Origin of the sequence: Thalassobaculum sp. OXR-137 (assembly GCF_034377285.1) — a bacterium.
Lineage (GTDB): Bacteria > Pseudomonadota > Alphaproteobacteria > Thalassobaculales > Thalassobaculaceae > Thalassobaculum.
This window is the reverse complement of the sequence record NZ_CP139716.1, coordinates 128,051-142,871: the sequence shown is the minus strand read 5'-3', so window position 1 is coordinate 142,871 and position 14,821 is coordinate 128,051. Positions and strand designations below refer to the sequence as shown.

Here is a 14,821-nt window from a genome sequence, read left to right as displayed (position 1 = left end):
ATGCAATGGCGATCTCCGGGCAGGCAGAAGGGCAGGAAGGACGGGCCTCGGTCAGGGGGCGCGGAGAACATCGGGCTCTCCGCGCCGTCCGGCTCAGAGCCCCTTGTCGATCACCTGGCGGACTTCCTCGTAAGCCGCGCGGCTCTCGTCGTCGACCGCGGCGAACTCCTCGGCCATCGACTTGCCGACCGCTTCCAGCTTGGCGGCGATCTCCGGCGACGGGTCGATGACCTTCATGCCATGCTCGCGGGCGTAGTCGAAGGCGGAATCGGAGGCATCACGCTCGTCGAGCTTGGCCCAGTAACCTTCCTCCCAGGTCTTGAAGATCGCGTTAACGGTCTCTCGGTCCTCCGGGCTGACCTTCGACCAGGCCTTCTCGCTCACGCCGAGAATGTGCGGCAGGAACACGGTGTCATAGCGCAGGATGAAGGGCGCGACCTCGTCCATGTGCATGGCCTCGGCCGAAGTGTCGCCGGTGATGGCGCCGTCGATCGTACCGCGCTGCAGGCCCATATAGACTTCGCTCTTGGCCATCGAGGTCGGCACGCCGCCCAGCGCCTCGGCGATCGCCTTGGTCGCGGCGTCATAGGTGCGGATCAGCATACCCTTGGTGTCGGCCAGCGACTGCATGTCCCGGGTCGCATAGATGACCATCCAGCGGTCCATGTGGATCGGATAGGCCAGCGGCACCACACCCTTGGTCTCGGCGAAGGCGGCCAGACGCGGCTTGGCGGCCTCGACGATCGGCCGACGGAAGCCGGCATCGGGAAGCAGCAGCGGCAGGCCGTAGACGCCGGTCCAGTGGTAGTCGGACGACATGGCCGAGGTGGAGATCAGGGCGCCGTCCAGCAATCCCGCTTCAAGTGCTGTGAGAAACTGCTTGGAGCTGAAGCCCGACTCCTTGCCATAGCTGACCTGGAAGGCGACGCGACCGTCGGTCTTCTCCTTGACCTCGTCGAACGCCTTGTTCAGCTCGACGATCATCGGGTTCTGCGGCGACTGCAAGGTGGCGAAGCGCAGGACGGTATCGGCATCGGCGGCCGAAGACAGCGACGTCGCCAGGGCGAACGCACCGATCAGCGCGCGACCCGCTCGGGACTTGATGGGATGAAACAGCGTCAAAACGACCTCCGAGTTTGCAAAGGGGAAGCGGCACGTTCGGCGTGCCGTCTGTGGACATTGTCGGGGTGCCGGAGCGCCGATCCGGGACCGGCGCTCCAGGAATTCACTCAGGCCACCGCGCGTGCCTGGGCACGCCCGCCGGTCAGCGTGTCGGGATGCATGGCCGCGATCCGGTCGAAAGCCTCGTAGACCTGCTGGGCACCGCCCGTGCCCGGCGCGTCGGTGACCATGGCGAAGATCCGGTGCTTGACGTAGTGGCGCCACGGGATCGGCGTGGTCATCAGGACCTCGGTCAGAGCTGCGTACCGCTCGGCCGTCCAGATCCGCTCGTAGGCCTCGCGGTTGGCGCCGTAGTCGAAATGCCCGCCCTGCTTCCTGGTCGCCAGGGCAGCACGCAGCCGGCCTGTCTCGACCTCGTCGACCGACAGGTCCTCGCCGATCGCCACGCCGTAGTCGCGCCGCGCGCCGTCGCGGGTTACCGTGCCGGCCTTCACGTCGGCGAGCACCATGTCGACCGGGCGCGTCTCCGGCGCGCCGTAGCCGCCGCCGCCGGGCCCTTCGATCAGCAGCACGTCGCCCGGATCGCATTTTACCGCGTCGATATTGCCGAGATTGACTTCGTTCTCCTGGCCCTGGTTCTTCCAGAAGCTGGAATTGCCGCCGGCACGACCGCCGAGCACCCCCCAGGAACTGAACCGCGTGCGGTTGCGGTTGCGCGCGGTGACCACGGAGCCGGGTGCGAAGACCTTGAACTCCATCCGCATCGCCAACCCGCCGCGATGCGCACCCGCGCCGCCGGAATCCGGCACCAGCCCGTAGCGCTCGATATGGATGGGCACTTCGATCTCGTTGATCTCGACCGGGGTGTTCTTCAGGAACGAGCGGTTGCCGCCGCTGCCCTCGGCCCCATCGGCGTTCAGCGAGCCGCCACCGCCGCCGCCGACCGGTCCGATGGACGCCATCACCTGCTTGCCGCCGGCGGTGGAGGTCTTGACGTTCATGATCGAGGCGCTGCCGGCCGGCGACGCGGCCAGACGCTGCGGCAGGGCCTGCTGGAACGCGCCGAGGATAGCGAGCTGCGACACCGCCACGACCAGGCTACGCATGCCGACCGCGGCCGGCGCGACGGCGTTCATCACCGTGCCTTCCGGCAGGATGCCCGTCGCCACACGGGCGGTGCCGGCGTTCAACACCAGATGCGGGTCCAGGGTACCGAAGACCAGGATCATCGCCACGGTGACCAGCGCGTGCCGGCCGTTGCCGCCCGTCGGCATGTTCAGCGACGAGGCAAGCTGCGGATCGGACCCGGTGAAGTCCATGGTCAGCGTCTCGCCATGCACCTTCAGGGTGATCGCCACCCGGCAGGGCAGCCCCGCGTCGGAATCCTCGTCCGAATAGTCGGCGAAGAAGTATTCGCCGTCGGGAATCTCGGCCACCAGGCGCCGCGCCTGCATCTCGGCATAGGTCAGCAGATCCTCCTGGGACTGCTTGAAGACCTCGACGCCGAACCGCCGGATCATATCGTGGACCTTGCGCTCGCCGGTGTTCAGGCAGGCGATCTGCGCGTGCATGTCGCCTTCGTTCTGGTCGGGCACCCGGACGTTGATCCGGATGATGTCGAGGACGTCCTTGTTGTACTGCCCCTTCGACATGATCTTCAGGGGCGGCAGCCGCAGGCCTTCCTGATGCACCTCGATGAGCGAGCGCGACAGCGAGGCCGGGACCGCGCCGCCGACATCGGTGTTGTGCACGTGACAGGCGACGAAGCAGACCAGTTCGCCCTCATGGAACACCGGCTTCCACATGTGGACGTCCGGGGCGTGGGTCGCGACATGGCCGGAATACGGGTCGGAGGTCAGGCAGATATCGCCTTCCTCATAGCTGTCGACCATGCCGAGGACGGGGCCGTAATCCAGTCCGGTGAACCAGGTCGCCCCCAAGCCCTTGGGCGACGCGAAGGTCTCGCCCTTCGGCGTTACCAGCTGGGTGGTGAAGTCCTCGGTCTCCTTCACGAAGGTCGAATAGGCCGTCCGCATCAGCGTATGGGCCATGGACTCCGTCGCCGCCGCGCAATAATTGGCGAGGATCTGGAGAGTGACTGGATCGAGCTTCATCAGTGCCCCCGGGTCTGAGTGATGCGGAGATGGCCGTAGGCGTCGACGCTGGCGCGCGTGTCGCTGGGCATGAACACGGTGGTGTCGTCCTGGACGACGATGGCCGGGCCGTCGAATTCCTGGTCGGCCAGCAGAGCGGCCCGTCGGAACAGGCCGACATCCGTCCAGCCGCCGTCGATCCAGCACTGCACCATGCGATCCGGCACGGGTACTCCCTCGCCCTTCTCGATCAGGGGCAGGTGTGGCGCAGGCTGACGGCCGGCCACAACTAGGCGCAGGTTGACGATCTGCACCGTTTCGTCGCGGTTCGCGTGCCCGTAGAGCTTTTCATGCTCGCCATGGAAGGCCTCGGCCAGCGCCGCGACGTCCCCCGCCTCCAGGGCAGCCGGATCGAAGATGCCCTCGACCTCGAAGGACTGGCCGCGATAGCGCATGTCGGCTGAGTAGACGATCCGCACCTCGCCGTCGTAGCCCTGATCATCCCGCAGCCAGGTCTCGCCGCCCTGGCGCAGGGCTGCGAACGTCTCGCGGATCTCCGGCACCGCCTCGGCATCGAGGTCCAGGTAGACAGTCTTGATGAAATCGTTCTTCAGGTCGGCGATCAGTCCGCCCAGGGCGCTGAGCACGCCCGGCACGGTGGGGATCACCGTCTCCGGCATCTCCATCTCGCGGGCCAGCAGGCAGCCCATCATCGGGCCGGCGCCGCCGAACGGCAGCATCGCCGTGGACCGCGGGTCGATGCCGAACCGGGTGACGAGGCCTGTGACCTTCACGAACATGCCGGAGACCGCCACCTTGATGATGGCCTCGGCGGCCTCCTCGATGCCCATGGAGAGTTGGTCGGCGATCACGCCCACCGCCTTGCGGGCCGCCTCGACATCGACCTTCACGGCCGAGTAGCCGAAATCGGAAGACTGGCCGACGATGCCGCAGACCGCGAAGGCGTCGGTGATGGTCGCCCGCTCGCCACCACGGCCGAAGCAGGCCGGACCCGGGGTGGAGCCGGCACTTTCCGGACCAACCTTGAGGACCCCCAGCGTATCGACCCAGGCGATCGATCCGCCGCCCTCGCCGATCGAGGTGACCGAGACCGACGGAATGTGGATCTGGTGGTCGCCGATATACTCGCCGATGCCGTATTGCGGCTGGCCGTCGACGATCAAGGCAACGTCGGCCGATGTGCCGCCGACATCGAGGCTCATGCATTCCTGAAGACCGCAGAGCTGTGCGACGAACGCCGCGCCGATCACGCCGGAGGCGGTTCCGGACAGGATGGTCTGGACGGATTCCGTCTTGCCCTGCTCGACGCTCATCACGCCGCCGTTGGACTTGGCGACCCGCGCCTCGGCGGTGACCCCCGCCTCCTTCAGCGCGGCCTGCAGCGAGGTGAAGTAATGGGCGACCCGCGGCTGAACGTAGCTGCCGATCACGGCGGTGGTCGTGCGCTCGAACTCCCGGACGATCGGCCAGATCTCGGCCGAGGTGAAGACCGGGATGTCGGCGACCATGCGCTCGACGATCCGCTTGGCGGCCATCTCGTGCCGGTCGGAGCGGAAGGAGTGCAGGAAGGAGATCACGATGCCCTCCGCGCCGGCCGCCTCGGCGGCGCGCACCGCGGCCTCCACACTCGCCGGATTCAGGGCGGTGAACTCGGAGCCGTCGGCGCGCAGGCGGCCGCGGACGCCGAAGACCATGTCGCGGCTCACCAGCGGCTGCGGGCGCTGCGACAGCAGGTCGAACATCGAGGGCAGCTTCAGCCGGCCGAGTTCGAGCACGTCGCAGAAATTCTCGGTGGTGAACAGTGCGAGCTTGATGCCCTTGCGCTGGATCACTGTGTTCACGCCGACCGTCGTGCCATGCGTGAAATAGGAAATATCGGCACCCGAGATCCCGTAGCGCTTCCCGGCAGCGTTAATTCCATCGATGACTTCCGCGCCAGGCCTATCTGGACGGGAAAATACCTTGAGCGCTCTAACCTCAAGAGTTTCTTCGTCAACGATAGCGAAATCCGTGAATGACCCGCCGATATCGACACCGACTCTATGGCGCATAAGCGCGATTCCTTTCTTTTTCGTCCCGTGTACTGATCACACGACTTAGAAGACGAGCGTACTGGGACAGATGCTGCTGCGAAGCCGCATAACAGTTATTCGGGCGCCGAGCCGCCGGATCGCAGGGCGCACCTCGGACGACCTCCTGACCTAAGACGCGCGCTCATAAGGCTTTGACCCAGATGCGCAGCGCGGTCGGTTTGACGACTGCAGATAGTTATCCGCTCGCCGGTCGTATCGAGTGGCGATACCACGCATCTGTTTGAGGCGATTGAAGAAGCGCCCGACGAGTCCGATCGACCCCGAGTTCCTGATGCAAATGGTACTTGCGGGCTATTGCTTCGGCATCCTTATCAGGCCGGCGGCAACTCGGTATTTTCAACACTATCGACCCGAGGCAGCCGATTGCCCTACCCCAGGAGGCGTGCCAGGTTCCTGGCCCCGTGAAGCACTCGGACGATCTGTATCTCTTCTCCGCGTTCGACGAAGAAGATCAGATACGGTCCGTGACGCGCCGACCTGAGGCCTACGTGCAGGTCGTCTCGCAAGGAATAGCTGCCTGGACGTTCCGCAATCTGGGTCAGCCGCTGTTCGAGCTCGTCGATGTAAGACGCGGCGCGCTGTGGATTGTCCTGAGCGATGAAATACGCCGATCTCAAGCAGATCGCTCCGCGCTGCGGGCAGAACAACCAGGCGATGCATGATCAGGCTTTTGCGGCGTAGCGCGCGCGCAGTTCTGCCAGCACCTCATGAGGGCAGAGCGTTGAAAGTACGCTAAACAACGCTAAGGAAGAACGATCCAGGAACACCGGCCTGCTCCAGGAGCAGGATCGCGTCCTGATTGCCGGCGCAGACTCGCACATAGCCGAGAATGTGCCCCATAATCGTCCCTCAACAGACGTTCCGTGGATGATCGTCGACAGACCCATCGTATGCTGCCAGACCCGTCCGTAGATTACGTCTCCAAACAGAGCAGCGTCCACCAACCACAGTGATAGTTTGTGGACACGGGAGGGAACATGCATGCGCAAGCACGAGCTGCTGACCGATGCCGAGCGTGAACGGTTGATCGGCATCCCGACCGGGTATGACGAACTCGCCCGGATGTACACGCTCGAAGGGCCGGATCTCGATCTGATCCTTCAGCGACGCGGAGATGGGAACCGCCTTGGCTTCGCACTCCAGCTCGCGGTGCTCCGTCACCCGGGCACGATGCTGGCGCAACTGCTGGCGCGCACGAATCGGCTGCCGGAGGCCCTGGTCCGCTACCTGGCGCATCAGCTCCATCTCCCAGCTTCGGCGCTCGCCGACTACGCGACCCGCGAGCAGACCATGACGGACCACGGCCGTCAGCTCGCGGACCTCCTCGGGCTGCGCATTCCGACCAGGGAGGATATCCCGTTCATGATCGATGCCGCTGCCGTGGCCGCTTGGTCAACCGACCAGGGCGTCGTCATCGCGGCGGGTATGATCGATGCCCTGCGAAACGCTCATATACTGCTCCCGTCGATCGCGACGATCGAGAGAGCGGGCATCGCCGGCCGGGCAAGAGCTCGAAAGCGCACCGCGCGCGCACTTCTGTCGCGGATCAACCAGGAGCAGATCGATCTGATCGACAGTCTGTTTGTCGTAGATCCGACGACCAACGTGACACCGATCGCTTGGCTGAAGGCAATCCCGGTCGCAGCCAAGCCGGACCACATCCGTGAGATCCTCGACCGGTTACGCCTCGTGCGAAGGATCGGCATCCCTGCCGATACGGCCGCAGCCGTGCATCCGGGCCGCTATCGCCAGCTCGTGCACGAGGGCCGAGCCTCACCCGTCTACCTGATTGAGCGCTACGCGACGGCGCGGCGGCGCGCCACGACCGTCGCGTTGTTGATAGACCTTGAGGAGCGACTGACCGACGTCGCGATCGAGATGGCCGACAAGCTGATCGCCGGGATCTTCACCCGGGCCAAAAACACGCAGGCCCGGCGGTACGCCGCGACATCGCGGGACGTGTCGCGCCTCATGCAGTTGTTCCGCGGCACCATCGACGCGCTCGCCGAGTCCATCGAGGGCGACACGGATCCGATCGATGCACTGAACGAGACCGTCGGCTGGGGGGCCCTGCTGAAGGTCAGGCGCGAGGTCGCGGCACTTGCAGAGATTGCCGGCGATGATCCGCTGATCGTTGCTGCTGACCGGTACGCGACCCTGCGGAAGTTCGCGCCAGCGCTGATTGAGGCGCTCGACTTCAAGGCCGGCCGTGGTAGTGCGCGCACGATCGCCGCCGTCGGCCTGCTGCGCGAGCTCAATGGCTCGGGTAAGCGCGATGTCCCGCCGGATGCGCCAATGCCGTTCAAGAAGGAGTGGCGCAAGCTGGTCACCGAACCCGATGGCAAGATCAACCGTCGTCTGTATGAGACGGCGACCCTCGCACATCTGCGCAACAAGCTCCGGTCCGGAGACATATGGGTCGATAGATCTTCTGCCTACCGAAGATTCGACAGCTATCTGCTGCCGGAGAGCGAGGCGGCGCCGATCGCCACGGAACTTGGGCTGCCGACCAGTTCCGACGCGTGGCTTGTGGCTCGCAGTGCCGAGCTCGACCAGCGTCTGAGGCGGTTCGCTCGGCACCTCAGCCGCGGGCGACTGGAGGGTGTCGCCTTCGTGGATGGCCGGCTGCAGGTCTCGCCGGTCAAGGCAGCCGTTCCGGACGAAGCTCTTCAGCTGGCCGACCGGCTGGACGCCCTGATGCCGCGCGTTCGCGTGACCGAGCTACTGCACGAGGTCGCACGCGACACCGGGTTCATGGCAGCGTTCACGAACCTACGAACCGGAGAGCGATGCCCTAACGACAACGCGCTGCTCGCGGCGATCCTGGCCGACGCCACCAACCTCGGCGTGTCGCGCATGGCCGCGGCCAGCCAAGGCGTTACGCGCGACCAGCTTGTGTGGACACAGGGCGCATACATCCGGGAGGACACGTACAGGGCAGCCCTGGCAACGATCATCAATGCCCATCGCCGGTTGCCGATCGCCTCCGTGTGGGGCGATGGCAGCACGTCCAGTTCGGACGGGCAGTTCTTTCGGGGCGGCAAGCGGGTGGCGCCCGGCGGCGACGTGAACGCCCGCTACGGCGTCGATCCAGGCTTCAGCTTCTACACCCATGTCTCCGACCAGCACGGGCCTTATCACGTTCGGGTGCTGTCGGCAGCCACGCACGAAGCACCCTACGTCCTCGACGGCTTGCTGCATCACGGCAGCGATCTCGCCATCGCCGAGCACTACACTGACACCGGCGGCGCCACCGACCACGTGTTCGCCTTGTGCTCGATGCTCGGGTTCCGGTTTTGCCCGCGGCTTCGAGATTTTCCGGATCGTCGTCTCGTTCCGATCGACCCGCCGGCCGGCTATCCTGAGATTGCACCCCTTCTCGGCCGGCGCATCCGCGCCGACGTCATTGGAGAGCACTGGGGTGACGTCGTCCGTCTGGTCGCCTCGCTGAAGGCGGGCCACGTGGCGCCCTCCATGATGTTGCGTAAGCTGGCCGCGTACGAAAGGCAGAACCAGGTCGACGTCGCGCTGCAGGAGATCGGCAAGATCGAGCGGACGCTGTTCATGCTGGACTGGCTGGAGAACCCGGCTCTCAGGAGACGGTGCCAAGCTGGGCTCAACAAGAGCGAACAGCGCCATGCGCTAACGCAGGCGATCTGTACCTTCCGGCAGGGTCGGGTGATCGACCGCACTCATGAGGCCCAGCAATATCGCGCGTCCGGGTTGAACCTGATGATCGCGGCGATCGTCTACTGGAACTCGACATACATGGCAGATGCGGTATCTCACCTGCGGGCGACTGTCGGCTGCGTTCCGGAAGCACTGCTCGCGCATACATCGCCGGTCGGCTGGGAGCACATCGCATTCTCGGGGGACTTCCTGTGGGATCGAGCGGCGCTGTCAGCGGGTCGCAGGGCACTCAACGTTGCCGAAAGGTGGAAAGTGGCTTAGCCGTGTTCCCCGATTGTTCTTCATTAGCGTTGTTTAGCGTACTTTCAACGCTCTGCCCTCGGGATGTTCCCGAAACCGATGGCCGCTCGCTTCTGGCTCAGGCGGTCCGAGGTTTCGTACTGCCAGTCGGGTTGATTGTCTTCGTGCTTGGATCGATTGTTGCCGGATGGGTCGCCCCTTCGGAGGCCGCCGCCGTGGGAGCCGTGGGCGCCGCACTGCTCATTTTCATCTATCGTGGCTTCACCCCGTCGCTGGTGCGCCTTGCGCTTTTTCGCACAATGAAAATCACCGCGATGGTGTTTTTCGTCGTCCTGGGAGCGAGCGTGTTCTCCCTGGTGTTCCGGTTCTACGGCGGCGACGATATTGCCGTCGGGCTGTTCGACGGTACGGCGTTGTCGGATTTCTGGATTCTGGCGATCGTGCTGTTGATCCTGTTCGTCCTCGGTTTCTTCATTGACTGGATCGAGATCACGCTGGTGTCGCTGCCTATTTTCTATCCGGTTATCAGCACCTTGGACTTTAGCCAATACGTCGGCTCGGACCACCTTGCGCGCGTCTGGATCGGGGCGCTGATCGCTCTGGTGCTGCAGACTTCGTTTCTGACCCCGCCCTTCGGCTTCGCGCTGTTCTTCCTGAAGGGGTCGGCGCCGGACAGCATCAAAATGTTATCGATCTATCGCGGGGTCGTGCCCCTTGTTGCCATTCAACTGCTGATGATCACGCTCATCCTGATCATGCCGGCCGTCGTGACGTGGCTGCCCGTGTCTTTGCTTGGCCTTCGGTAGTCGGCGACCTCTCGAAGATAATGGAATCTGGCCCACCATCAGCATCAGTTGCCGCACTCCACCCGTCCTTTGTCGCCGTGATCGTGACCGAGACAATGGCCGTGGGAATGGTCCGCCAAGGTCTCGACAATGCGGCACTGCGTGACGCGGCCACCTTCGCACGCTTCGATCATGTGCGTGAGTTCGTCCTTCAGGGTCGATAGGCTGGCAAGGCGCCGGTTCACGTCCGCCAGATGCGCCGCCGCGATCTCGGTCACCGCCTCGCAGGACCGATCCGGATGATCGGTCAGGTCCAACAGACCCCGGATCGCTGCCTGGGGGAAGCCGAGTTCCCGGCAATGCTGGATGAAATCAAGGCGCGCCCTGTGCGCAGGGCCGTAAAGCCGGGTATTTCCGGCGGAGCGGATGGGCTTCGGCAGCAGCCCGATCTGCTCGTAATAGCGAATTGTGGGAATCTTACACCCGGTCTCTCTCGCCAGGCGGCCGATGGTGAACTCCACCACTGTCATGGCCGTCATACTCCTCTTGCATCTCTAATAGCTATAGATCGCAGGGTGTCGATCGCGAGGGCACAAGTTCTGGAACGATCTGACAAGGATTTTATCTCGATGGCCGGCTGTGGTCGTGGCGCTGCCGTTTAGTACCTGTCCTATAACCCGTCCTTGTCGATGGTCAACGAAATCGTACCATCACATACCGGGACTAAACATCTAGCGCTTCCAATGACCGTCATGGGGCGACGCCCGATCGTGAGCGTCTGGCCAAGCCCATCTGACCAGGTCTGACGATCGCCGGTACGCTCAGCAGTGCTGAGCGTAGGTCCAGGGCAACAACTCATCGAGCCAGTTGATCTTGTGCTCGGCGATCCGGCCGAGCACGTCGGTGAGCCAGGCCTGCGGGTCGACGCCGTTTAGCTTGGCGGTCTCGATGAGGGTGTAGGCGATGGCCCCGGCCTTGCCGCCGCCCTCGGAGCCCATGAAGAGGTAGTTCTTCCGCCCGACGGCGATCCCTCGGATCGACTGTTCAGGGGTTTCCGTACCGGATTCCCCCAAAGTACCGGGGAAAATGGTACGGAAACCCCGATGGGCAATCCTCGGTATACGTTGGGGCAGGATCATCCGGCGCCCGTGCTTAGAGAGAGGCAGGCCCAACGACGGAGACGGGAAGTGCGGTTTCCAACCCGCGGATGAGAGCGTGATCAATCGTCGTCGATCAGGAGCTCGCGGCACACCCGCCAAGGTCTTCCAGGCGCTGGCCACAGGCCGGCGAACGAATACACTTTGCCTACGGGCCCAGATTGCAGTCATTAGAACGTTGTTTAGCGTACTTTTTGACGCTCTGCCCTCCAGAAGGTGTGACAGCGCCTCAGGGAGCACATTTTAACCTCCGAGTTTGAGTGTGCGGAGCCTCAGGGCGTTGCCGATCACTGACACCGAGGACAGGCTCATGGCCGCCGCGGCGACAATCGGCGACAGGAGGATGCCAAACATTGGGTAGAGGACGCCCGCTGCGATCGGCACGCCTGCCGCATTGTAAACGAATGCGAAGAACAGGTTCTGACGGATGTTGCCCATCGTCGCCTGAGCCAGCCGCCGGGCGCGAACAATCCCCATGAGGTCGCCCTTCACCAGGGTCACGCCGGCGCTTTCGACGGCGACATCCGCACCTGTTCCCATGGCGATACCGACATCGGCGGCCGCCAGGGCCGGGGCGTCATTGACCCCATCGCCGGCCATGGCGACTTTAAGCCCCTGGGCGCGAAGTTCCTCAACCAAAGTGCCCTTGTCCTCCGGGCTGACCTCGGCCCGCACATCGTCGATGCCGAGATCACGGGCCACCGCATCGGCGGTTCGTCGGCTGTCGCCGGTGGCCATGACAATCCGCAGGCCGGCCTCATGCAGCGCACGGATCGCCGAAGGTGTAGTCTCCTTAACCCGGTCCGCGACGGCTATCAGACCCGCAGCTAGGCCGTCGACCGCAACAAACATGGCGGTCTTGCCCTGCTCCTGAAGCGACGTTGCAGTTTCCGCGAACGCCTCCGGATCAGCGCCAACATCGCGCATCATCGCCGCATTACCGAGGGCAATGGCCTTGCCCGACACCGTACCGCGCACACCCTTGCCGGTCACGGCCTCGAAGTCTGCGGTGTCTGACAGCGCCGCACCCCGTTTTTCGGCACCGTCGACAATCGCCTCGGCAAGCGGGTGCTCGGAGCCCCGCTCAAGGGAGGCAACGAGGGACAAAAGATCGCTCTCCACCACGTCGTTGGCGGCAATGACGTCGGTCAGCGTCGGCCGGCCTTCTGTTAGTGTCCCGGTCTTGTCGACGATCAGCACGTCCACTTTTGCGAAGCGCTCCAGGGCTTCGGCGTCGCGGATCAGTACGCCGGCCTGGGCTCCGCGCCCGGTCGCGACCATGATCGACATCGGAGTCGCCAGGCCAAGCGCGCAGGGACAAGCAATGATCAGCACGCTGACTGCGGCCACGACCGCGTAGGACAACGCCGGGCTCGGCCCAAAGATCAGCCAGGACGCCATCGCGGCGAGGGCGATTAGCACGACCGCAGGCACGAAATATCCCGCGACCCTGTCGGCCAACGCCTGGATCGGCGCCCGGCTGCGCTGCGCCTTTGCCACCATATCGACGATGCGCGACAGCACGGTGTCGGCGCCGACCTTCTCTGCCGTCATGATGAAGCTGCCGGACTTGTTCAGCGTGCCGCCCGTGACGCCGTCGCCTTCTGCCTTTTCGACCGGGACCGGCTCACCAGTGATCATGCTCTCATCCACGGCGGACCTGCCCTCAAGCAGCACACCGTCGACTGGGACGCTTTCACCAGGACGCACGCGCAGCCGATCGCCCTGGCGGACCTCCTCCAAGGGAACATCGGACTCGCCGTCGTCAGTGATCCGCCGCGCCGTCTTCGGGGCTAGGTTGAGCAAGGCGCGGATCGCATCGCCGGTTCGCTCCCGGGCCGATAGCTCCATGACCTGCCCGACCAGCACCAGGATCAGGATCACCGCCGCCGCCTCAAAATACACCGGCGCCTGCCCGTGCTGGTTCAACAACGACGCTGGGAAAACGCCGGGAAACAGCATGCCGACAAGACTGAACAGATATGCAGCACCGGTGCCAAGGGCGATCAGGGTCCACATGTTCGGGCTTCGGTTCACGATCGATGACCAGCCGCGCTTGAAGAACGGAAACGCGATCCAGACCACGACCGGTGTCGCCAGCAGGAACTGCAGCCAGATATGCAGTGTCGGCCCAAGCTCCTCGGCGAGAGGCAGTCCTAGGTGATCTCCCATCTCCAGAACGAACACTCCGGCCGCCAGAGGTCCGCCGATCCAGAGGCGGCGGCGGAAATCTATCAGCTCGGGGTTGGGACCGGCATCGGTGGTCGGCGTCATCGGCTCGAGCGCCATGCCGCAGATCGGGCAGTCGCCGGGATGATCCTGGACGATCTCGGGATCCATAGGACAGGTGTAGAGCGTCCCCTCCGGCATCGGTCCCGGCGCGGAATGGTTCCCGAGGAAGGCATCTGGTTCGGCCTCGAAGCAGGTCTGGCATCGCTCGGAGCAGAAGTAGAACCGCTCTCCGGCGTGCTTGGCCATGTGCTGCGCCGAGGCGCGGTCGACGCTCATGCCGCAAACTGGATCCTCCGCCGTGATGTAATCTTCCGGGGCCGCAGCGAACCTCTCCCGACAGCGTCCGGAGCAGAAGTGGTAGGTGTGGCCAGCATGCTCGCGCCGGGGCTTGCCGGCGTCGGGATCGACCGTCATGCCGCAGACCGGGTCGCGCACGATCACGTGGGCATCAGTCTTGGTATGGGAGTTCATGGTTACCTCGCCAGATTGACAGACTGACCATGAGGTTTCCTCTCACTGGAAGGTCAAGCGGCATCTCATCACATCGACGCGCTTGACCTTCCAGTTGCCGGAGGGTGCATAGTTTGATTATGGCCCTACTTGAAGTGGAGGATCAGACAATGATCAAGATAGTCGCTACTGTCGTGATCGTGATCGCTTTCCTGTCTGGAGGCTCGGTGATCGCCGAACCGAACTACAGCGAGTACGGCTACCACCCGATGATGAGTTGGGGAGGCTGGTTCATGGGACCGGTCATGATGCTCATCTTCATCGCCTTCCTGGTTGGCGCGGTTCTCCTCATCGCGCGATTTCTCGGCTGGCATCCGGCATCCGGTGACGGTCGTTCTGGCGATCGTTCGCTCTCCATCCTGCGGGAGCGCTTCGCCAGGGGTGAGATCGATCAGGCGGAGTTCGAGACGCGACGGAAGGCGCTCGAATAGCGGCTTGGAGCCCGACACAGTATTTATCGAAGGACGGCCATGAACATCAGCGACGTCGCCGCTCTGAGCGGCCTCCCTGCCAAGACGATTCGGTACTATGAGGACGTGGGCCTGGTCCGGCCCGCCCACGGCACCAACGGATACCGTGCGTTCGACGAAAGCGACGTACACAAGCTGACATTCCTGGCGCGCGCCCGCTCGCTCGGCTTCACCATCGAGGACTGCCGTGCCCTGATCGCGCTCGGGCGAGTGCGGACGTCAAGCAGGTTGCCGAAGATCACCTCGCCAGCATCGACCGGAAGATCGGATATCTACAGGCGATGCATGCCACGCTGACCGAACTCGTACACCGCTGCCATGGCGACGATCGACCAGACTGCCCGATCCTAGACGATCTGGCCGGAACGAAATCGGGGACGCTACAATGAAACGGTTGTCAGTCATTGC

Annotated in this window: 9 protein-coding genes and 3 pseudogenes; 4 read left to right on the top strand and 8 right to left on the bottom strand. The window is 64.1% G+C overall.

The genetic code is table 11. The features are described 5' to 3' along the window. Window positions 1–93: 93 nt before the first annotated feature. The 5 genes and pseudogenes from T8K17_RS26025 to T8K17_RS26005 all read right to left on the bottom strand — a co-directional run bounded on the left by T8K17_RS26025 (window position 94) and on the right by T8K17_RS26005 (window position 5,946). Window positions 94–1,122 carry a TRAP transporter substrate-binding protein DctP gene (locus T8K17_RS26025; protein WP_322335052.1) on the bottom strand — a complete coding sequence of 343 codons (1,029 nt, stop codon included), beginning with the start codon at window positions 1,120–1,122 and terminating at the stop codon, window positions 94–96. 107 nt (window positions 1,123–1,229) lie between these two features. Beyond that, complete coding sequence (locus T8K17_RS26020; RefSeq protein ID WP_322335051.1) at window positions 1,230–3,236, bottom strand: hydantoinase B/oxoprolinase family protein; 2,007 nt, start codon at window positions 3,234–3,236, stop codon at window positions 1,230–1,232. Further along, the gene (locus T8K17_RS26015) at window positions 3,236–5,287 is read right to left on the bottom strand and encodes a hydantoinase/oxoprolinase family protein (RefSeq protein WP_322335050.1); all 2,052 of its coding nucleotides are present in this window, start codon (window positions 5,285–5,287) and stop codon (window positions 3,236–3,238) included. Before T8K17_RS26015 ends, T8K17_RS26020 begins: the two co-directional genes overlap by 1 nt. Before the next feature lie 163 nt (window positions 5,288–5,450). Beyond that, window positions 5,451–5,578: pseudogene (locus tag T8K17_RS26010) on the bottom strand (IS5/IS1182 family transposase); the annotation flags it as partial. 119 nt (window positions 5,579–5,697) lie between these two features. Then, on the bottom strand, window positions 5,698–5,946 hold the full coding sequence (locus tag T8K17_RS26005; protein ID WP_322335049.1) for a type II toxin-antitoxin system RelE/ParE family toxin: 249 nt from the start codon (window positions 5,944–5,946) through the stop codon (window positions 5,698–5,700). A 364-nt stretch (window positions 5,947–6,310) separates the two neighbouring features. Between T8K17_RS26005 and T8K17_RS26000 the strand changes: the two genes are divergently transcribed. Both T8K17_RS26000 and T8K17_RS25995 read left to right on the top strand, forming a co-directional pair. After that, window positions 6,311–9,280: a Tn3 family transposase gene (locus tag T8K17_RS26000; protein ID WP_322335048.1), complete on the top strand. Its 2,970-nt coding sequence runs from the start codon at window positions 6,311–6,313 to the stop codon at window positions 9,278–9,280. A 2-nt stretch (window positions 9,281–9,282) separates the two neighbouring features. Further along, window positions 9,283–10,065, top strand: a complete 783-nt coding sequence (locus tag T8K17_RS25995; protein ID WP_322335047.1) for a TRAP transporter large permease subunit — start codon at window positions 9,283–9,285, stop codon at window positions 10,063–10,065. 44 nt (window positions 10,066–10,109) lie between these two features. On the opposite strand, the gene T8K17_RS25990 is transcribed toward T8K17_RS25995, so the two are convergent. The 3 genes and pseudogenes from T8K17_RS25990 to T8K17_RS25980 form a co-directional block, all read right to left on the bottom strand. Then, window positions 10,110–10,574 (bottom strand): MerR family transcriptional regulator, encoded by a 465-nt coding sequence (locus tag T8K17_RS25990; RefSeq protein WP_028793134.1) that lies wholly within the window; start codon window positions 10,572–10,574, stop codon window positions 10,110–10,112. 291 nt (window positions 10,575–10,865) lie between these two features. Then, window positions 10,866–11,096: pseudogene (locus tag T8K17_RS25985) on the bottom strand (transposase domain-containing protein); the annotation flags it as partial. A 348-nt stretch (window positions 11,097–11,444) separates the two neighbouring features. After that, window positions 11,445–13,904 (bottom strand): heavy metal translocating P-type ATPase, encoded by a 2,460-nt coding sequence (locus tag T8K17_RS25980; RefSeq protein WP_028793188.1) that lies wholly within the window; start codon window positions 13,902–13,904, stop codon window positions 11,445–11,447. Between the two features lie 149 nt (window positions 13,905–14,053). Between T8K17_RS25980 and T8K17_RS25975 the strand changes: the two genes are divergently transcribed. Together T8K17_RS25975 and T8K17_RS25970 are read left to right on the top strand one after the other, a co-directional pair. Continuing rightward, on the top strand, window positions 14,054–14,374 hold the full coding sequence (locus T8K17_RS25975) for an SHOCT domain-containing protein (RefSeq protein ID WP_169400819.1): 321 nt from the start codon (window positions 14,054–14,056) through the stop codon (window positions 14,372–14,374). Between the two features lie 39 nt (window positions 14,375–14,413). Then, window positions 14,414–14,802 (top strand): annotated as a pseudogene (locus T8K17_RS25970) (MerR family transcriptional regulator). Window positions 14,803–14,821: the final 19 nt, after the last annotated feature.

Excerpts from the sequence above, each read along its gene's own strand:
- T8K17_RS26020 (WP_322335051.1), bottom strand. The coding sequence starts at position 3,236 with ATGAAGCTCGATCCAGTCACTCTCCAGATCCTCGCCAATTATTGCGCG.
- T8K17_RS26015 (WP_322335050.1), bottom strand. The coding sequence starts at position 5,287 with ATGCGCCATAGAGTCGGTGTCGATATCGGCGGGTCATTCACGGATTTC.
- T8K17_RS26000 (WP_322335048.1), top strand. The coding sequence starts at position 6,311 with ATGCGCAAGCACGAGCTGCTGACCGATGCCGAGCGTGAACGGTTGATC.
- T8K17_RS25990 (WP_028793134.1), bottom strand. The coding sequence starts at position 10,574 with ATGACAGTGGTGGAGTTCACCATCGGCCGCCTGGCGAGAGAGACCGGG.
- T8K17_RS25980 (WP_028793188.1), bottom strand. The coding sequence starts at position 13,904 with ATGAACTCCCATACCAAGACTGATGCCCACGTGATCGTGCGCGACCCG.
- T8K17_RS25975 (WP_169400819.1), top strand. The coding sequence starts at position 14,054 with ATGATCAAGATAGTCGCTACTGTCGTGATCGTGATCGCTTTCCTGTCT.